At 75.0% G+C, this 18,224-nt stretch carries 15 protein-coding genes; 12 read left to right on the top strand and 3 right to left on the bottom strand.

Annotated features, from left to right (window positions below; genetic code table 11):
- The first annotated feature begins 211 nt into the window (after positions 1-211).
- The 8 genes from ACGF4F_RS02215 to hpnH are packed head-to-tail and all read left to right on the top strand — an operon-like array spanning position 212 to position 10,721.
- The gene (locus ACGF4F_RS02215; RefSeq protein ID WP_357435439.1) at positions 212-2,065 is read left to right on the top strand and encodes a 1-deoxy-D-xylulose-5-phosphate synthase; all 1,854 of its coding nucleotides are present in this window, start codon (positions 212-214) and stop codon (positions 2,063-2,065) included.
- Between the two features lie 40 nt (positions 2,066-2,105).
- Positions 2,106-2,963: a squalene synthase HpnC gene (gene hpnC / locus ACGF4F_RS02210; RefSeq protein ID WP_357435440.1), complete on the top strand. Its 858-nt coding sequence runs from the start codon at positions 2,106-2,108 to the stop codon at positions 2,961-2,963.
- Positions 2,960-3,832: a presqualene diphosphate synthase HpnD gene (hpnD, locus tag ACGF4F_RS02205; RefSeq protein WP_357435442.1), complete on the top strand. Its 873-nt coding sequence runs from the start codon at positions 2,960-2,962 to the stop codon at positions 3,830-3,832. Before hpnC ends, hpnD begins: the two co-directional genes overlap by 4 nt.
- The gene (gene hpnE / locus ACGF4F_RS02200) at positions 3,829-5,208 is read left to right on the top strand and encodes a hydroxysqualene dehydroxylase HpnE (RefSeq protein ID WP_357435444.1); all 1,380 of its coding nucleotides are present in this window, start codon (positions 3,829-3,831) and stop codon (positions 5,206-5,208) included. The genes hpnD and hpnE overlap by 4 nt, the downstream gene beginning before the upstream one ends.
- Complete coding sequence (locus ACGF4F_RS02195) at positions 5,205-6,212, top strand: polyprenyl synthetase family protein (protein ID WP_357435446.1); 1,008 nt, start codon at positions 5,205-5,207, stop codon at positions 6,210-6,212. Before hpnE ends, ACGF4F_RS02195 begins: the two co-directional genes overlap by 4 nt.
- Positions 6,212-8,161 (top strand): squalene--hopene cyclase, encoded by a 1,950-nt coding sequence (shc, locus tag ACGF4F_RS02190; protein ID WP_357435448.1) that lies wholly within the window; start codon positions 6,212-6,214, stop codon positions 8,159-8,161. The genes ACGF4F_RS02195 and shc overlap by 1 nt, the downstream gene beginning before the upstream one ends.
- Positions 8,158-9,720 (top strand): 4-hydroxy-3-methylbut-2-enyl diphosphate reductase, encoded by a 1,563-nt coding sequence (gene ispH, locus ACGF4F_RS02185; protein ID WP_393074001.1) that lies wholly within the window; start codon positions 8,158-8,160, stop codon positions 9,718-9,720. Before shc ends, ispH begins: the two co-directional genes overlap by 4 nt.
- Positions 9,721-9,722: 2 nt before the next feature.
- Positions 9,723-10,721: an adenosyl-hopene transferase HpnH gene (hpnH, locus tag ACGF4F_RS02180; protein WP_357435968.1), complete on the top strand. Its 999-nt coding sequence runs from the start codon at positions 9,723-9,725 to the stop codon at positions 10,719-10,721.
- 20 nt (positions 10,722-10,741) lie between these two features.
- Here hpnH and ACGF4F_RS02175 read toward each other — a convergent pair whose 3' ends face one another.
- A complete protein-coding gene (locus ACGF4F_RS02175) occupies positions 10,742-11,491 on the bottom strand; it encodes an SDR family NAD(P)-dependent oxidoreductase (protein ID WP_357435451.1) in 750 nt (249 codons plus the stop codon).
- Positions 11,482-14,112: a wax ester/triacylglycerol synthase domain-containing protein gene (locus ACGF4F_RS02170; RefSeq protein WP_357435453.1), complete on the bottom strand. Its 2,631-nt coding sequence runs from the start codon at positions 14,110-14,112 to the stop codon at positions 11,482-11,484. The genes ACGF4F_RS02175 and ACGF4F_RS02170 overlap by 10 nt, the downstream gene beginning before the upstream one ends.
- A gap of 110 nt (positions 14,113-14,222) precedes the next feature.
- Between ACGF4F_RS02170 and ACGF4F_RS02165 the strand changes: the two genes are divergently transcribed.
- From ACGF4F_RS02165 to ACGF4F_RS02150, 4 genes are all read left to right on the top strand, one after another.
- Entirely contained in the window at positions 14,223-15,098 is an 876-nt protein-coding gene (locus tag ACGF4F_RS02165; RefSeq protein ID WP_357435455.1) for a hypothetical protein, read from the top strand.
- 156 nt (positions 15,099-15,254) lie between these two features.
- Positions 15,255-16,070: a phosphatase PAP2 family protein gene (locus ACGF4F_RS02160; protein ID WP_393073996.1), complete on the top strand. Its 816-nt coding sequence runs from the start codon at positions 15,255-15,257 to the stop codon at positions 16,068-16,070.
- Positions 16,064-16,939 carry a DMT family transporter gene (locus ACGF4F_RS02155; RefSeq protein WP_357435459.1) on the top strand — a complete coding sequence of 292 codons (876 nt, stop codon included), beginning with the start codon at positions 16,064-16,066 and terminating at the stop codon, positions 16,937-16,939. Before ACGF4F_RS02160 ends, ACGF4F_RS02155 begins: the two co-directional genes overlap by 7 nt.
- A 77-nt stretch (positions 16,940-17,016) precedes the next feature.
- Positions 17,017-17,763, top strand: a complete 747-nt coding sequence (locus ACGF4F_RS02150; protein WP_393073993.1) for an N-acetyltransferase — start codon at positions 17,017-17,019, stop codon at positions 17,761-17,763.
- A gap of 103 nt (positions 17,764-17,866) precedes the next feature.
- Here the strand turns inward: ACGF4F_RS02150 and ACGF4F_RS02145 are convergent, their stop codons facing one another.
- Complete coding sequence (locus ACGF4F_RS02145) at positions 17,867-18,199, bottom strand: nuclear transport factor 2 family protein (protein ID WP_148798803.1); 333 nt, start codon at positions 18,197-18,199, stop codon at positions 17,867-17,869.
- Positions 18,200-18,224: the final 25 nt, after the last annotated feature.

Here is an 18,224-nt window from a genome sequence, read left to right as displayed (position 1 = left end):
TAGGGGTGATCAGCATGGTTATGCTCGTTTTGCACATGTTCCAGGTGACTCCATCGCCCACGGCGCTACCCGCACCACCCACGGCCGGATCACCGCATCCGCAGCAGGCTGTGCGTCGCCCCGCTGCCGTGGGGCGATCGACGCCCGGCCCGCCGCCGCGGACGGGGTTGTGGCCGCTGGGTTCGCGCACGACCGGCCGGACGGAGAGATGATGTCCCTGCTCGACACCGTCAACCAGCCCGACGACGTCAGGCGGCTCACCCACGAGCAACTGCGGCTGCTCGCCGGGGAGATCCGGGCGTTCCTGGTCGAGGCGATCTGCCGGCGTGGTGGGCACCTCGGCCCGAACCTCGGCATGGTCGAGCTGACCATCGCGCTGCACCGGGTGTTCCGGTCCCCGCATGACCGGATCATCTTCGACACCGGGCACCAGGCGTACGTCCACAAGCTGCTCACCGGCCGCCGGGCCGGGTTCGCCCAGCTCCGCGGGTCGGGCGGCCTGTCCGGCTACCCCCGACGAGCCGAGTCGCCGCACGACCTGGTGGAGAACTCGCACGCCTCCACCGCCCTGTCCTACGCCACCGGGCTGTGCCGGGCGTACGCCCTCGACGGCCCCGACCGCGCCGTGGTCGCGGTGATCGGTGACGGCGCCCTCACCGGCGGCCTGGCCTGGGAGGCGCTGAACAGCCTGGCCGGGTCCCCCGGCCGGGTGGTGGTCGTGCTCAACGACAACGGCCGCTCGTACGCGCCGACCGTGGGCGGCCTGGCCGCGCATCTCGCGTCGCTACGGGCCACGGCCGGGTCACCGCGCGGGCGGTCCGGAGAGGCGACGGGTTCGGACTTCTTCCAGGCGCTGGGCCTGCGCTACCTCGGCCCCGTCGACGGGCACGACGTGGGCCAGCTCGAAGCGGCGCTGCAGCAGGCCCGGGCGTCGGACCAGTCGGTCGTGGTGCACTGTGTCACCCAGAAGGGTCACGGCCACCCGCCGGCCGAGGCCGACGACGCCGACCGGCTGCACACGGTGGGCGTGGTCGACCCGGGCACCGGGCAGCCGGTCGGGTCCCCCGGCCGGACCTGGACGGACGTCTTCGCCGAGGAACTCGTCGCCATCGGCGGACACCGCCCGGACCTCGTGGCGGTCTCCGCGGCGATGCTGGGCCCGACCGGACTCGCCGACTTCGCGGCGCGCTACCCCGAGCGGACCGTCGATGTGGGCATCGCCGAACAGCACGCCGTCACCTCGGCGGCCGGGCTCGCGTTCGGCGGCAAACACCCGGTGGTGGCGGTCTACGCCACCTTCCTGAACCGGGCGTTCGACCAGGTCCTGCTCGACGTGGCGCTGCACCGGCTGCCGGTCACCCTGGTGCTCGACCGGGCCGGGATCACCGGCCCGGACGGGCCGAGCCATCACGGCATGTGGGACCTGGCCATGCTCGGCACGGTGCCCGGCCTGCGGGTGGCCGCCCCGCGCGACGCGGCATCGCTCCGCGAGGAACTGCGGGAGGCGGTCGACGAGCGGCGGGGACCCACGGTGCTGCGGTTTCCCAAGGCCCGCGTCGACAGCGACATCCCTGCGGTGGAACGGATCGCCGGGATCGACGTCCTGCGTCGGGCGGCGGCTGCGCAGGTGCTCCTGGTGGCGGTCGGGGCGATGGCCGGGCCGACCCTGCGGGCGGCGGAACTGCTGGCGGCGGGCGGCGTCGAGTGCACCGTGGTGGACCCCCGGTGGGTGCGCCCGGTCAACCCGGAGCTCGCCGTGCTGGCCGCCGACCACGCCCTCGTCGTCACCGTCGAGGACGGGGTCCGCGACGGTGGCGTGGGCGCCGCCGTCGCCCAGAGCCTCGCCGACGCCGCCGTCGCCACGCCGGTCTGTGCCCTCGGCCTGCCGACGACGTTCGTACCGCACGGCGACCGGCCCGACCTGCTCGCCGAGTACGGCCTGGACGCCCACGGCATCTGCGCGGACGTGCTGCGCCGGTTGTCGTGGGTCGGCACCGGGAGCCGGGACGCGTCGCGGCGGGTGTGGGCGAGCGTCCGCAGCCGGCTGACCCCGCTCGCCGGTTGAGCCGCCGCCGCCCGTGCCCAGAGAAAGGAGAGAACCAGGGATGAGTCCACCAGCCATCGCCCCTGACATACGTCGGGTGGAGCAGGCCCGGGCGCAGGAGAACTTCCCGGTCGCCCTCCGGGTGCTACCCGCGCGGTACCGCCGGCACCTCCTCGCGGTGTACGGCTACGCCCGCCACGTCGACGACCTGGGCGACGAACCGCTGGCCGACGGGCTCGACCGGCTCGCCACCCTGGACGACGTCGAGGCCGAACTGCGCGCCCTCCACGCGGGCGCCGACGTGCCGAACCCGGTGCTGCGCGCCCTCGCGCCCACCGTGGCCGAGTGCCGGCTGCCCCTGGACGCGCTCGTCCGGCTGATCGAGGCGAACCGGGTCGACCAGCACGTCACCCGCTACGCCACCTTCGAGCAGCTCGTCGGCTACTGCACCCTGTCCGCCAACCCGGTCGGCGAACTCGTCCTGCACGTCTTCGGGCAGGCCGATCCGGCGACCGTCGCGTTGTCCGATCGGATCTGCACCGCCCTGCAACTCGTCGAGCACCTGCAGGACGTGGCCGAGGACCACCGCCGCGGCCGGGTCTACCTGCCGGCGGCCGACATGGAACGGTTCGAGGTCACCGAGGCGGACCTCGCCCGCAGCACCGCGAGTCGCCAGCTGCGGGAGCTGATCGGGTTCGAGGCGGCGCGGGCCCGTGCCTGGCTCGACGCGGGCGCCCCGCTGGTGTCGGCCCTGCACGGGTGGGGCCGGCTCGCGGTCGGCGGCTACCTGGCCGGCGGCCGGGCGACGCTCGACGCGCTGGCCGCCGCCGACCACGACCCGCTGGCGGTCACCGCCCGGCCCCGCCGCCGGCACATTCTCGGCAGTTGGCTGGCCGCCACCGTCCGGAGTGCCGGATGACCACGACCACCACCCGGACCGAGGCCGCCTACCGGCACTGCGAGCAGATCACCCGTAGCCAGGCGGCCAACTTCGCGTACGGTATCCGGCTGCTGCCGGCGCCGAAACGGCGGGCGCTGTCGGCCATCTACGCGGCCGCCCGCCGCATCGACGACATCGGCGACGGCACGCTGCCTCCCGACGAGAAGTTGGACGCGCTGGCCCGGACCCGGGCGGCCCTGCACCGGCTGCCCGGCGACAGCGGCGCCGACCCGGTGCTCGCCGCCCTCGGCGACGCCGCGGCGCGGATGCCGATCCCGCTGGCCGCCTTCGACGAGCTCATCGACGGGTGCGCCGCCGACGTGACCGGCCGGCGGTACGACAGCTTCGACGACCTGCTCTGGTACTGCCGCTGCGTGGCCGGGTCGATCGGCCGGCTCTCCCTCGGCGTGTTCGGGGCCACCCAGCCGGGCCGGGCCGCGCCACTGGCCGACGCGCTGGGCGTGGCCCTGCAGCTGACCAACATCCTGCGCGACCTGGTCGAGGACCGGGTCGGCGGCCGCGTCTACCTGCCGGCCGAGGACCTGGACCGGTTCGGCTGCACCCTCCGCCTGGACGGGGCCGGTTTCGCCGATCCACCCGAGCGGCTGGTGGAGCTGGTGCGCTTCGAGGCCGCGCGCGCCGCACGCTGGTACGACGTCGGCCTGCGGCTGCTGCCGCTGCTGGACCGGCGCAGCGCGGCCTGCACGGCCGCGATGGCCGGCATCTACCGCCGCCTGCTCACCCGGATCGCGGCCGATCCGCTGGCGGTCACCCGCAGTCGCGTGTCGTTGCCGGGCCGGGAGAAGGCCTGGGTCGCGGCGCGCGCTCTCGTCGGCCGTTCCGCATGACCGGGCCGGCCGCGCAGCCGGGAGGCGGATCCGGCACGGTGTGCGTGATCGGCGGCGGGTTGGCCGGGATCGCCGCGGCGGTCCGGCTCGCCGATCTCGGCCTGTCCGTGACGCTGCTGGAGACCCGGCCGGAGCTGGGTGGCGCGACGTACTCCTTCCGCCGCGACGGCCTCAGCGTGGACACCGGCCAGCACGTCTTCCTGCGCTGTTACCACACCTACCGGCGGCTGCTGGACCGGCTCGGCACGGCCGGCGGCACCGACCTGCAGCCGCGGTTCACGGTGCCGGTGCTGCTGCCGGGTCAGCGGCCGCACGTGCTGGCCCGCCGCCGGCTGCCGGCCCCGGCGCACCTGCTGCCGGCCCTGGCCGGCTACCGGCTGCTCAGCCCGGCCGAGCGGGTCGCCGCCGTCCGGGCCTGCGCCGCGCTGCGGCACGTCGACCCGGACCTGCCCGCCACCGACGGGCGCAGTTTCGGCGACTGGCTCGCCGCGCACGGCCAGAGCCGCCGGGCGGTCCGGCGACTCTGGGACCTGATCACCGTGGCGGCGCTGAACCTGCCCAGCACCCACGCGTCGCTGGCGCTGGCGGCGCGGGTGTTCCGCACCGGGCTGCTGGAGGCCGCGGACGCCGGTGACATCGGCCGGCCCCTGGTCCCGCTGACCGACCTGCACGGCGTGCCCGCCCGTCGGCTGCTGGACCGGCTCGGTGCCAAGGTCCACACCCGGGCGAAGGTGCGGTGGATCCGACCGGAGCCGACCGGATTCCGGATCGGTGTGGGCGACAGCGAGCTGGACGCCGACGGCGTGGTGCTGGCCGTGCCGCACCAGGCCGCCGCGTCGCTGGTGCCGCCCGCCGCCGCGCCCGCCGCCGGGCAGTGGCAACGGCTGGGCGCGGCGCCGATCGTCAACGTGCACCTGCGCTACGCCGCCCGGATCACCGACCTCGGCATGGCCGCCGCCGTGGAATCCCCGGCACAGTGGATCTTCGATCGGTCAGTGCCGGGCATGGCCGGCGAGCAGCATCTGGTGGTGTCGCTGTCGGCCGCCGACGCGGAACTCGAGCGGCCGGCGGCGGAGCTGGTGACGGCACAACGGCAGGCTCTCGCCGACCTGTTCCCGGCCGCGCGGCACACCCCGGTACGCGACGCGTTCGTGACCCGGGAGCCGAAAGCCACCTTCCGGCAGGCGCCCGGCACGCGGGCGTACCGGCCGGTTCCGGCCACCCGCCTACCGGGGCTGGTACTGGCCGGCGCATGGACCGACACCGGCTGGCCGGACACGATGGAGGGCGCGGTGCGCAGCGGCGAGGACGCCGCCGACATCGTCGCCCGCCAACTCCTGTCCCGGCCCCGACATCACTCGGAGGCCGCATCATGACCGTCGCACGCAGCCGCAGCACGGACCAGATCCAGACCTACGTCGAGCCGGCGATCCGTGCCCTGCTGGACCGGTTGGACCCGGGCAACCGTCTGGTCGGGGGCTACCAGCTCGGCTACTGGGACGCCGACGGGTCACCCGCCGCCTCACAGGGCAAGGGACTGCGCCCCGCGCTGGCGCTGCTGTCGGCCCGGGCCACCGGCGCCGAGCCGAACGCCGGGGTGCCGGCCGCCGCCGCGGTGGAACTGGCGCACAACTTCTCCCTGCTGCACGACGACGTGATGGACGGCGACACCGAGCGCCGCCACCGGCCGACCGCGTGGACCGTGTTCGGTGTCGGCCCGGCCATCCTGGCCGGAGACGCCCTGGTCGGGTTGGCGTACGAGGCGCTCGTCGAGACGCCCGGGGGCTGCCCGGCCGCCCGCCGGCTCGCCGTGGACATCCGCGCGCTGGTCGCCGGGCAGGCAGCCGATCTGGACTTCGAGCGGCGCGACGACGTCACCCTCGACGAGTGCCTGCGGATGGCGGAGCAGAAGACCGCCGCGCTGCTCGCCGGCTCGTGCGCCCTCGGCGCGATCCTCTGCGGCGGCCCGCCGGGCCTGGTCGACGGGCTGTCCCGGTTCGGCCGCCACCTCGGACTGGCCTTCCAGCTCGTCGACGACCTGCTGGGCATCTGGGGGGACCCGCGACGGACCGGCAAGCCGGTCGGTTCGGACCTGCGGGCCCGCAAGCGGAGCATCCCGGTCGTACGGGCGGTGACCAGCGGTCAGGCGGCCGGCCGGGCGCTCGCCGAGCGGTACCGGTCGCCGCAGCCACTGACCGACGAGGACGTGACCCGGGCGAGCGCGCTGATCGAGGCGACCGGCGCCCGGGACTGGACCGCGCAGCGGGCGTGGGAGGAGGCCGAGCGGGCGCGGGCGGAACTGGACGCGCTCGACCTGCCCGACGACGTACGTGATGAGTTCGCCGATATCGCCACCTTCACCACCGGACGGGACCACTGATGACTGAGCTGCTGTCTTCGAAGCCGAAGCCCACCACCAGCCCGGCGACCAAGGCCGGTGGGACCGCGACCGACCCGGCCTGGGCGGCGCTACGCCGGGCCCGGGACCACCTGCTCGGGCTGCAGGACGACGCGGGCTGGTGGAAGGGAAACCTGGCCACGAACGTCACCATGGACGCCGAGGACCTGCTGTTGCGGCAGTTCCTCGGCATCCGGACCGCCGAGCAAACCGCCGAGTCGGCGCGGTGGATCCGCTCCCAGCAACGCCCGGACGGCTCGTGGGCGACCTTCCACGGCGGGCCGGGCGACCTCTCCACCACCATCGAGGCGTACCTGGCCCTGCGGCTGGCCGGCGACACGCCGGACGCCCCGCAGCTCGCCGCCGCCGCCCGGTTCGTCCGCGCGCACGGCGGGCTGGCGGCGAGCCGGGTGTTCACCCGGTTCTGGCTGGCCCTGTTCGGCCACTGGCCCTGGTCACAGCTGCCGGCGGTCCCGCCCGAGCTGGTGCTGCTGCCGCACTGGATGCCGTTCAACGTCTACGACTTCGCGTGCTGGGCCCGGCAGACCATCGTTCCGCTGTCCATCGTCCGGGCGCTGCGCCCGGTGCGGGAGCTCGGCTTCGGCGTCGACGAACTGCGCATCCCGACGGCGGCGCCGCGGCCGCCGCGGCTGCGGTCGCGGGCCGGGGTGCTGCACCGGCTGGACCGGGTCGCCAGCGGCTACGAGCGGATCGCCCGGGGACCGGTGCGCCGGCACGCGCTGCGCCGGGCCGCCGAGTGGATCGTGGCCCGCCAGGAGGCCGACGGTTCCTGGGGCGGGATCCAGCCACCGTGGGTCTACTCGCTGATGGCGCTGCACCTGCTCGGCTACCCGCTGGACCACCCGGTGCTCCGCGCCGGGCTGGACGGGCTGGAGCGGTTCACGGTGCGTGAGCAGACCGAGGACGGCCCGGTCCGGTGGCTGGAGGCGTGCCAGTCGCCGGTGTGGGACACCGCGCTCGCGGTCACCGCGCTGTCGGACGCCGGGCTGCCGGCCGGGCATGCCGCCCTGGAACGCGCCGGGAACTGGCTGCTCAAGGAGGAGATCCGGGTGCGCGGTGACTGGGCCGTCCGCCGGCCGAAGACCCCGGTGGGCGGCTGGGCCTTCGAGTTCGAGAACGACGGGTACGCCGACACCGACGACACCGCCGAAGTGATCATGGCGTTGCGGCGGACCGGCGTACCGGCGGAGGCCGCCGTGCTGCGGGGCACCCGCTGGCTGCTCGGCATGCAGTGCCGCGACGGCGGCTGGGGCGCCTTCGACGCCGACAACACCCGGGCGATCGTCGGCGACCTGCCGTTCTGCGACTTCGGCGAGGTCACCGACCCGCCCAGCGCGGACGTGACCGCGCACATTGTCGAGGCGCTGGCGGCGGAGAACTTCGCCGGCACCGCGCCGGTCCGCCGCGGCGTGCACTGGCTGCTGCGGGCCCAGGAGCCGGACGGTTCCTGGTTCGGCCGCTGGGGCGCCAACCACGTCTACGGCACCGGGGCGGTGGTGCCCGCCCTGGTCGCCGCCGGGGTCAAGCCCGGCCACCCGGCGATCCGGGCGGCCGTCGACTGGCTGCACGCGCACCAGAACCCGGACGGCGGATGGGGCGAGGACATGCGCTCCTACCGGGACCCGTCCTGGATCGGGCGGGGCGAGTCCACCGCGTCGCAGACCGCCTGGGCGCTGCTCGCGCTGCACGCCGCCGGCCATGGCGCCGGTGAGCCGGCCCAACGCGGGGTGCGCTGGCTGGTCGACACCCAGCGGCCGGACGGCGGCTGGGACGAGCCGCACTACACCGGGACCGGCTTCCCCGGCGACTTCTACATCAACTACGGCATGTACCGGCTGGTCTTCCCGATCAGCGCGCTCGGCCGGATCCTGAACGCGCGGGGCGGCCTGACCGCCGAGGTGGTGCCGTGACCGAGTCAGCAGCGCCCGCCGTTGCGGCGTGGACCCTGTGCGCGCCGATGCGGCCGGAGGCGGCGGCGCTGCGGCGGGGGCTGACCGGTCTCGATCCGGGCCGGCGGCCGGCGCTGCGGCGTACCGGCGCAGGATCCCGGCGCGCCCGGTCGGTCGCCGCCGGCCGGCCGACCGGGACGACCCCGGTGGCGGTCGCCGGGATCGGCGGCGGGCTGGCTCCCGGGCTGGCCCCGGGCGACGTCGTGGTGGCCACCGAGGTACGCACCGACCCGTGGGCCGGGCAGCCGGGACCGGAGGTCGTGCCGATGCCGTCCGCCGCCCTGCTCGCCGCCGCACTGCGTCGCCGTGGGCTGCGGGTACACCTCGGACCGGTGGTGACCACGACCCGGCTGGTCGACGGCGCGACCCGGGCCCGGCTGGCCGCGACCGGAGCGCTGGTCGCCGATCTGGAGTCGGCGTGGCTGCTGGCCGGCTGCGCCGACCGTCCGACCGCCTGCGTCCGGGTGGTCGCCGACACCGCGACCGGACCGCTGTACCGACCGGCCACGCTCCGCCGGATCCGCACCGCGCTGCGGGTGCTGCCCGCGGTGGCGGCGGCGCTGGCCGAGTGGGCGGCGGCCGCCGGCAGCGTCCAGCAGGTCCTGCTGGCCTCGCCCCGCTCGTTCTGCGCCGGGGTGGAACGGGCGATCGCGGTGGTGGAGCAGGCGCTGCGCCGGCACGGCCCGCCCGTCTACGTCCGCAAGCAGATCGTGCACAACGCCCGGGTCGTGGCCGACCTGCGCTCCCGCGGCGCGGTCTTCGTGGACGAACTCGACGAGGTCCCCGACGGCGCGCTCACTATCTTCTCCGCGCACGGGGTGTCGCCCGCGGTACGCCAGGAGGCCGCCGACCGGCAACTGCCGGTCATCGACGCCACCTGCCCCCTGGTGACGAAGGTGCACGCCGAGGCGCGCCGGTTCGCCGGCCGGGGCGACACGGTGCTGCTGATCGGGCACGCCGGCCACGAGGAGACCGAGGGCACCCTCGGCGAGGCCCCCGAGCGGATCCGGCTGGTGCCCGACGCGGCCGCCGCCGAGACGGTGCAGGTGACCGACCCGTCCCGGCTGTCCTACCTGGTGCAGACCACGCTGGCGGTGGACGAGGCGGCGGGCGTCGTCGACGCGCTGCGCCGGCGATTCCCGGCGCTGACCGGCCCCGGCTCCGACGACATCTGCTACGCCACCACCAACCGGCAGCGGGCGATCACGGCCGTCGCCGAACGGGCCGACGTCGTGCTGGTGGTCGGGTCGACCAACTCCTCCAACTCCCGCCGGCTGGTCGAGGTGGCCGAGCGGGCCGGCGCGCGGGCCCACCTGGTCGACGACGTGGGCGGCGTGGACCCGCGCTGGCTGGCCGGCGCCACGACGGTCGGGGTGACCGCCGGCGCGTCGGCGCCGCCCGGCCTGGTCGACGAACTCGTCGCGGCACTCACCGCGCTCGGTGCCAGGGAGGTGAGCGAGCACACCGCAGCCGTCGAGGACGTCAGCTTCACCCTTCCCAAGGAGGTACGTCAGCCGTGAGCATGCCGATGCGCCAGAGCCTGCGGATCGCCAGGTACCTGGTCGAACAGAAACTGCGCCGACGGCAGCGGTTCCCGCTGTTGCTGGAACTGGAGCCGTTGTTCGCCTGCAATCTCAAGTGCGCCGGGTGCGGCAAGATCCAACAGCCGGCGCACCTGCTGAAGCGCCGGATGCCGGTGGACCAGGCACTGGCCGCCGTGGAGGAGTGCGGCGCACCGATGATCTCCATCGCCGGCGGCGAGCCCCTGATGCACCCCGAGATCGACACCCTGGTCGCCGAACTGGTGCGCCGGAAGAAGTACGTCTTCCTCTGCACCAACGCGGTCCTGCTGCCCAAGAAGATCGACAAGTTCCGGCCGTCGCCGTACTTCGCCTTCACCGTGCACATCGACGGGCTGCGCGAGCGGCACGACGCGTCGGTGTGCAAGGACGGGGTCTTCGACGCCGCCGTGGCGGCCGTGCGGGACGCCCAGCAGCGCGGCTTCCGGGTCACCACCAACACCACGTTCTTCAACACCGACACCCCGCAGACCGTGATCGAGGTGCTCGACTACCTCAACGACGACCTGCGGGTGGACGAGATGATGCTCTCGCCCGCGTACGCCTACGAGAAGGCGCCGGACCAGGACCACTTCCTGGGCGTCACGGAGACCAGGGAGCTGTTCCGCAAGGCCTTCGCCGGGGGCCGGCGGGCCCGCTGGCGGCTCAACCACTCGCCGCTGTTCCTGGACTTCCTCGAAGGCCGGGTGGACTTCCCCTGCACCGCGTGGGCCATCCCGTCGTACTCGCTGCTCGGCTGGCAGCGACCCTGTTACCTGATGGCCGACGGGTACGCCGCCAGCTACCGCGAGCTGCTCGACTCCACCGACTGGGACAGCTACGGCCGGGGACGCGACGACCGCTGCGCGAACTGCATGGCGCACTGCGGCCACGAACCGACCGCCGTGCTGGCCACGATGTCCTCGCTGCGGCAGTCGCTGCGCGCGGTACGCGGCCGCTGAGGCCCGGCGCCGGCCCCGGTTCACCCGAACCGGCTGGCCAGCCGGCGGTACACCGCGGGCAGCAGCCCGCGTACCGCCACCGGCAGGCGCAACCAGCCCGGGACGTACACCTCGGCCCGGTTCCGGACGATCGCGGCGGCCAACGCGTCGGCCACCCGCTCCGGTGGCAGCGGGCGGGGACGGCGACGGTGGTACGGCTGGCCCCGACGGACGAAGAACGGGGTGTCCACCACCCCGGGCACGATCGTGCTGACGGTCACGCCGCGCCCGGCCAGCTCCAGGCGCAGGCTCTCGGCGAAGGCGTCCAGCCCGGCCTTGCTGGCCGCGTAGACGGCTTCCCCGCCCACCCCGAGCCGCCCAGCGATCGAGCCGACGAAGACCAGATGGCCGCCGTGGTGGCACATGCCGGGCAGCAGCGCCCGGGTCAGCTCGATCGGGGCGCGCAGGTTCACCGCGAGCAGCTCCTCGGCGCGCGCGTCGGCCATCCCGGCGAACGGGCCGGCCCAGCCGGTGCCGGCGTTGTTGACCAGCACGTCCACCCGGGCGTGGTGGGCCAGCGCCCGCTCGGCCAACTCCCGGCCGGCGCCGGGCCGGGTCAGGTCGGCCAGCAGTGTGGTGGCGCCGGTCTCAGCGGCGAGCCGGGCCAGCCGGTCGGCGTCCCGGCCGGCGGCGACGACCTGACTTCCGGCCCCGGCCAGCCGCCGGACGAGGGCGGCGCCGATGCCCGACGAGGCACCGGTGACCAGCACCACCGCGCCGGTCAGCCGCACCGCGGCAGCTCCGGCGGCGCCGAACCCCGCCGGGGCGGGCCGGACGCCGCGGGCGCCTCGGCCGGCCGGTCGTCGGCGACCGGCGCGCGGTCGGCCTCGGCGAGCAGGTGGGCCAGTTCGGCGTGCAGGGCGGCGACGAAGGCGGGGCCGACGTCGGCCAGCGACCCGTCCAGCAGCGCACCGACCTCGAAGGTGTCGCCGCAGCGCAGCACGCCGACCCCGACGGGCACCCCCGCGGCGAGCGCGACCACCGGGGTGGCCGTCCTGAGCGGCGCGCCGGCCAGCGCCTGCGGACGCAACGGCGCCGGGACGTAGGAGACGATCACGTTGAGGTGCCGGCTGCTGTAGAACCGTCGCGCCAGGGCGGCGTGCACCGGCGCGGGCAGGTTGCCCATCGCCCGCATGACCAGGCCGGCCGCTTCGGGTTCCCCGCTCCGCAGCGCGGTCCGCAGCGACTGCCGGACCAGGGCGACCCGGAACCGGGGCGGGATGCGCCGCACCGGGAGGTCGAGGTTGACCGCACCGGTCCAGTTTCCCTGCGTCGGCGCCCGCCGCCGGGGGTCGCGGGAGACCGCGAACATGGCCCGCAATCGGGGCGGTGCCGGCGCGGGATGGACCCGACCCAGCGCCCCGGCGGTCAACGCCAGCATGAGTTCGCTGGCGTGCGCCCCGCAGGCACGGGCCGCGCGGAACACCTCGGCGGCGGGCAGCGTGGCGGTGACCAGGACCCGGCGCGGTGAGCCGAGCGGACGATTGAGCACGGTGGCCGGCGCCGGCCCCTGGGCGGCCAGGCGGGCCAGCCCGCGTGCGGTGAGCGCGACCTGGCGGGCGGCGTCCCGGACCCGGCCGCCCAGCCCCACGGTGTCCCGCCCTGGCCGGGCGGGCGCCTGCCCTGCCGGCTTCGCCGGCCGAGTGGTGGCCGGGTCGAGCAGCCGTTGCAGGACGCCGATCGCCGACAGACCGTCGCCGAGGCAGTGGTGCAGTTTGACCGCGACCCGGGTACGCCCGTCGGGGAGCCCGCCGAGCAGCAGAATCTGCCACGGTGGCCGGTCCAGGGCCAGCGGCTGGGACCAGAACCGGTCCACCGCGGCGCTGCCGTCGTCGCCCGGCGCGAGCCGCACCTCGGTCAGGTGGGCGGCGGGGTCGACGTACCGGTCAACCACCCAGCCGGGCCGGCGCGCCTGCCCCCGGCTGACCAGCCGGCGACGCAGGGTGGTGATCGCGGGTAGCCGCCGCGCCAGCAGCGCGGCCAGATCCTCGCGGGTGAGGGCGGTGCCGTCGGGTCGGGGCCCGAGCTCCAGCACCACACCGATCTGTTGCGCCACCGTGGCCGACTGCACGTACCGGAAGAACGCGTCCTGCGGGCGTAGCGGCCAGCTGGCCGGCTGTTCGCCGGCCGGCCCGGCGGGAGACCCCCAGCGGGCCGGGTCGGTCGGGCGCGCCCCGTCCGGTGACGGTGCCTCGACCGGAGAGCGCGCACCGGCGACGGCCGGCAGCCCGAGATCCGGCAGGTGCGGGTGGGCCGACGCCTGCACCGGGTGAGGTGGGTGCGGCCCGACCAGCCGGGAGCGGACGAGCGCGACCAGCGCGGCCGGTTCGCGGACCGTCTCGGCCAGCCCCGCGGCGGTCATCAACGCCGCATTGGCCGCGCCATGCGCGGCGATCGGCCGGTACATCACCACCGGCGTGCCGGTGGCCCACGCCTCGAGTGCGGTCGCTCCGCCGGCGTTGGTGACCAGCACGTGCGCGGCCCGCAGCAGCGTGGGCATGTCGTCGACCCAGGCGCGCACCAGCAGCCGCCCGTCGGGGGTGGCCAGGCGCGCCAGCCGGTCGGCCAACTGCTGGTTGCGTCCGCAGACCGCGACGACCTGCACCGCGTCGCCGATGCCGACCAGCGGGGCGATCGCCTCCTCGACCGAGCCCAGGCTGTAGGAGCCGCAGGCGACCACCACCGCCTTCCGGTCCGGGTCGAGACCGCAGCGCCGGGCGGCCTCGGCCCGGTCACCCGGCCGGAACCGCTCGAGCACCGGGGGCGCGCAGACCCCGAGCGCCGCGCCCGGGGCGGCGACCGCCGCCACCGGCAGCGCCGCCGGGTGCACCACCATCCCCAGATCCAGCTGGGAATACACCCAGAACGGGTGCGGGGCGAAATCGGACACCCAGGCCCCGACCGGTACGCCGAGACCGCGGTGCTGGCGTAGCCAGGCCAGCCCGGCACTGCCCAGCGGGTAGGTGGAGAGGATCACGTCCGGGTCGAACGCCTCGATGACCGGGGCGAGCCGCCGCCCGGCCCAGGAGCCGGTGAACCACTTCGAGGCGTCGGCGAACCACCGGTGCCGCCACAGCGAGGACCAGAAGAACTCGTACAACCAGGGCGTCGCCCCGACATTGGTGAGGTAGGTGCGACGAAAGGTCGGGCCGACCCCCGGACCCATCGCGTCGAGGGTGTCCACCCAGCCCACCCGGCTGCCCGGCCAGAGCGCGTGGACGCGTTCCTCGAGCGCCCGGCCGGTGGCGTCGTGCCCGCCGCCGATGTCGGCGGAGACGATCAGCACGCGCCGCGCGATCGACTCGGCGGGCGGCCGGATCGGGTGACCCGGCCCGTTGTCGGGCGCGATCACCGGAGGCCCGCCGGATTCGGGCGGCACCGGGTGCGAGACCCGCGCGCTGGTGGGTATGCCAGGCGGGCATCGACCGGCCGATCCGGCGCCGACGATCTCGGGACTTCTCCATGGCCTTCGGTTTTCTGCTGGCGCTCCTCGCCGCACTGTGCAGCGCCACCGCGGCGATCCTGCAGTCGATCGGAGCGCGCCGGGTGGCGGCCATGGCACACCTCGACCCGAGGCTGCTGTGGCGGCTGGTGCGCACCGGGCCGTACGCGGCCGGCCTGGCCCTGGACGGCGCGTCCTCCGGGTTCACCTTCACCGCGCTGCGTACCGTGCCGCTGTTCGCGGTGCAGGCGGTCGGGGCGGCCAACCTCAGCCTGGTGGCGCTGATCGCCATGCTGGTGCTGCGCGTCCGGCTGGCCCTCCGGGACTGGGTGGCCATCGGTGGTGTGGTCGCCGGCCTGCTGCTGCTGGTTTTCTCGGCCGGCACCAGCCCGCCGGCCGAGGCCTCGCCGAACGACGGCTGGTGGCTGCTCGGCGCGGTGCTCGCGCTGGCCGTCGGCGCCTACCTGGGCAGCCCCCGGATGCGGGGCCCGGCCCTGCCCGGCGTGCTGGCCGGGCTCTCCTTCGGCGCCGCGGCGGTCGGCGCCCGGTTGCTCGGCCGGGCCAGCAGTCCGGGCATGGTGCTGGCCAGCCCGGTCAGCTACACGCTGGTGCTGGCCGGGATGACCGGCGTGCTGCTCTACGCCACCGCCCTGCAGCGCGGCTCTGTCACGGTCGCTTCCGCCTCCACCATCCTCGGCCAGACCGTGGCCCCGGCGGTGGCCGGCTGGCTGGTGCTCGGCGACCGGGTGCGGCCCGGCGCCGAGCCGGTGGCGGTGCTGGGCTTCCTGCTCGCCGTGAGCGGCGCGGTCGCGCTCGCCCGGCACGCCCAGCCGCACCGGGTGGGGACCCACAGACCGGCGGACCGTGGGCGCCGGGCACCGGGTCGCGGTCGTTGACATGTCGTACGCCTCCAGCGACGAAAGGCGGAGCGCGCCACCAGCCGCCGCCCCTCGGGATGAATAGCAGCTTACCGGCGGATTTCTCCCCATATAAGGTACTTTCAGGCTCTCGGCAGCACCAGTGCCGGTTCGACCAGACGAGGGAGGAGGCGGATGACAGCGGGAAGGTCCGCCCGGAAGCCCGACGTTCGTCCGCCTCGCCCGCTCGGTGAACCCGCCCTGGCTCCGGTACCGGCCGGCTGGTGGCTCGACGGCCTGCTGGTCGCCGCGCTCGCCGCGCTCACCGCCGCGCTGGTGTGGTGGTCGCCGCTGCTCGACGTCGACATCGCCATACGGGACTGGTGCGACCAGCACCGGCCACCACCGGTCGCCAAGCTGATGCTGGCCTTCGACTACCTGGGCCAGGGCGGTCCGCTGACCACCCTGACCGTGGCGGTGTCGTTCTGGCTCGCCTGGCGGCACCGGACGATCCGGCCGGTCATCCCGGCCGGCCTGGCCCCGATCGTGAGCACCATCCTGATCGTGGGCCTGAAGAAGTGGACCTCGCGTGGCGCCCCGCACCACGGTTCGGTGGGGTTGTTCAGCCAGGGATGGGAGGAGTTCTACCCGTCCGGGCACGTGAGCAACGGCATCGTCTACTACGGGGTGCTGGCCATGCTGCTCGCGCCGTACCTGGCGGTGCCGGTCCGGCGCGTGCTGCAGTGGCTGCCCGGTGTGCTGGTGGCCATCGGCACCACCTACCTCGGCTACCACTGGCTCACCGACAGCATCGGCGGCTACCTGCTCGGGCTGCTGATCATCCGGTTCCTGCTGCGGGTGCCGTGGCGGACCCTCCGCCTGCCCCGCCGACTCGACCGGCCACCCCCCAGCGACCACCAGGTCTACTCGCACGCGTACCGGGAAGGGCCGCCGGGCTCGCACCACCGTTGGGCGCAGGTCCGCATGATCGGGCCGGAACGCCCATGCTGACCGCCGACGTGCTGGCCGGAACCCCACTCGCCCTCGGCGCCGCCGCGGCGTTCGGGGCGTCCTCGGTGCTGCAGTTCCGCGCCTCGCACCGCGCTCCCGAGAGTCCGGCCGGGCGGCCCACCCTGCTGCTGCACCTGATCCGCCAACCCGAATGGCGCTGGTCGGTGGTGCTCGCCGCCGGTGCCTTCGGCCTGCAGGTCGGCGCACTCAGCCTGATGCCGCTGATCCTGGTGCAGCCGCTGCTGATCACCGGGCTGGTCTGGTACATCCTGCTGCACTCGCTCACCGAGCGCAGGCGCCCGGACCTCAGGATCATGCTGGAAGCGGTGCTCTGCCTGGTCGCGCTCTCGGCGTTCCTGCTGATCGCCCGGCCGACCGCCGGACAGGGCAAGGGGCTGGGAACGCTCTCGTCGGCCCTGCTGCTGGGCGTCGCGGTGGTCGGGGCGGTCGCGTTGTGCCTGGTGGCCGCCGTCGGGCTGGGCCGCAAGTGGCGCCCGCTGCCGCTGGCCCTGGCCGCCGGCGTCTGCTACGGCGTCACCGCAGGCCTGATCAGCAGCCTCGCATTCCACTACAACGGCAGCCCGCTGAGCGTGTTCGGGCACTGGCAGACGTACGGGCTCATGATCCTGGGTCCGTTCGGCGTGCTGCTGAGCCAGAACGCCTACCAGGCCGGTCCGCTGGGCGCGCCGGCCCTGGCCACGATCATCGTGGCCGACCCACTGGTGTCGCTCGCCGTCGGCCTGCTCTGGCTGGACGAGCGGATCCAGGCGGGACCGGGGGACCTGATCGGGGAGATCCTGGCCCTGGCCGTGCTGGCCGGCGCCGTGTTCCTGCTCGCCCGGCGGGCCCCCCACGTGGACAAGGAGTAGCCGACGGCCGGCGGCGGGCCGAGCCGGGGCGCGAAATTGAGGTGCCCGGGCGCGGCCCGGCGCTCTAGGTTTCCGCCGTGACCCTCGACATCGTGAGCCTCGCCGAACGGCCCGACCTCGCCCCGCTGCTGGACGAGGACTTCGACGGGGCGTGGCCCCAGTTCATGCTCTGGGACCCGATGGCTTCCGTGTACTACAGCGTCGCCCACGACCTCTACCCGGAGTTCGTCTTCGCCGCCGTCGACTCCGCCGAGCCGGGGCGCGCTGTCGCCCGGGCGTACGCCGTGCCGCTGCGCTGGACGGAGGCGGAGCTGCCCGACGGCGGCTGGGACCGGGTCATCCAGCGGGCCACCATCACCCGCCTCACCGGGGCCACCCCGAACATCGTCTCGGCCCTGGAGATCTGCATCCGGCCGGACCAGCGCGGACGCGGCCTGTCCGCGCTGATGCTCACCGCCATGCGGGAGGCCGTCGCGAAGCTCGGCTACGACACGCTGGTCGCCCCGGTCCGCCCCAGCGGTAAGCACACCCACCCCGACCTGCCGATGACCGACTACGCGGCGCAGGTCCGCGCCGACGGCCTGCCGGTCGACCCGTGGCTGCGGGTGCACGTCCGGGCCGGCGGGCGCATCGAGCGGGTCGCCACCCGGTCCATGATGATCAGCGGGACGCTCGCCGACTGGCGCTCCTGGACGGGCCTGCCGTTCGACACCAGCGGCCCGGTGCACGTGCCGGGCGCGCTCGTGCCGGTGCACTGCGACGTGACGCACGACCACGCCGTCTACGTCGAGCCCAACGTCTGGGTCCGGCACCGGCTCCGGTGAGCCGGCGCGGCCGCCGGCCGGCTGGCCGCGGCGGCTGAGGCCTACCCCCGCCCGGGAAAGAGCCGCACCATTCTGCCCCTCGCCGACCACTGACCGGCGCTGCTCACGGCCGGATGTCCAGGGCGCCGATCAGACCGTCCCGCAGCGTGAAGCGGTGCCGCAGCCGGACCGGGCTGCCCGGGAACGTCCCCGAGACCAGGGTCCTGACCACCACGTTGCCACCGGCCTCCTCCTCGACCGCCTCGGGAATCGCCTTGTAGTCGAACTCGGCCGCGGTCCGCTCGCGCCAGGCCCGGATCGCCGCCGGGCCCTGGTAGGTCCGGTCCTCGTCGGCCACGATTGCGTCGTCGGTGAAGCAGGAGACGAAGGCGTCGATGTCGGGTTCGGCGCTCAGCTGGTAGTAGCGGACGATCACCTCGGGAACCGTGACGGTCATGCTGCTCTCCTCAGGTCGTGACCCG

Source organism: Micromonospora sp. NPDC047740, from assembly GCF_043204735.1.
In the GTDB taxonomy this organism is placed as follows: domain Bacteria; phylum Actinomycetota; class Actinomycetes; order Mycobacteriales; family Micromonosporaceae; genus Micromonospora.
The sequence above is the reverse complement of the archived record's forward strand: the minus strand, read 5'-3'. Positions and strand labels throughout refer to the sequence as shown.

Excerpts from the sequence above, each read along its gene's own strand:
- ACGF4F_RS02165 (WP_357435455.1), top strand. The coding sequence starts at position 14,223 with ATGGCCTTCGGTTTTCTGCTGGCGCTCCTCGCCGCACTGTGCAGCGCC.
- hpnD (WP_357435442.1), top strand. The coding sequence starts at position 2,960 with ATGACCACGACCACCACCCGGACCGAGGCCGCCTACCGGCACTGCGAG.
- ACGF4F_RS02155 (WP_357435459.1), top strand. The coding sequence starts at position 16,064 with ATGCTGACCGCCGACGTGCTGGCCGGAACCCCACTCGCCCTCGGCGCC.
- ACGF4F_RS02195 (WP_357435446.1), top strand. The coding sequence starts at position 5,205 with ATGACCGTCGCACGCAGCCGCAGCACGGACCAGATCCAGACCTACGTC.
- ACGF4F_RS02215 (WP_357435439.1), top strand. The coding sequence starts at position 212 with ATGTCCCTGCTCGACACCGTCAACCAGCCCGACGACGTCAGGCGGCTC.
- hpnH (WP_357435968.1), top strand. The coding sequence starts at position 9,723 with ATGCCGATGCGCCAGAGCCTGCGGATCGCCAGGTACCTGGTCGAACAG.
- hpnC (WP_357435440.1), top strand. The coding sequence starts at position 2,106 with ATGAGTCCACCAGCCATCGCCCCTGACATACGTCGGGTGGAGCAGGCC.
- ACGF4F_RS02160 (WP_393073996.1), top strand. The coding sequence starts at position 15,255 with ATGACAGCGGGAAGGTCCGCCCGGAAGCCCGACGTTCGTCCGCCTCGC.
- ACGF4F_RS02145 (WP_148798803.1), bottom strand. The coding sequence starts at position 18,199 with ATGACCGTCACGGTTCCCGAGGTGATCGTCCGCTACTACCAGCTGAGC.
- hpnE (WP_357435444.1), top strand. The coding sequence starts at position 3,829 with ATGACCGGGCCGGCCGCGCAGCCGGGAGGCGGATCCGGCACGGTGTGC.
- shc (WP_357435448.1), top strand. The coding sequence starts at position 6,212 with ATGACTGAGCTGCTGTCTTCGAAGCCGAAGCCCACCACCAGCCCGGCG.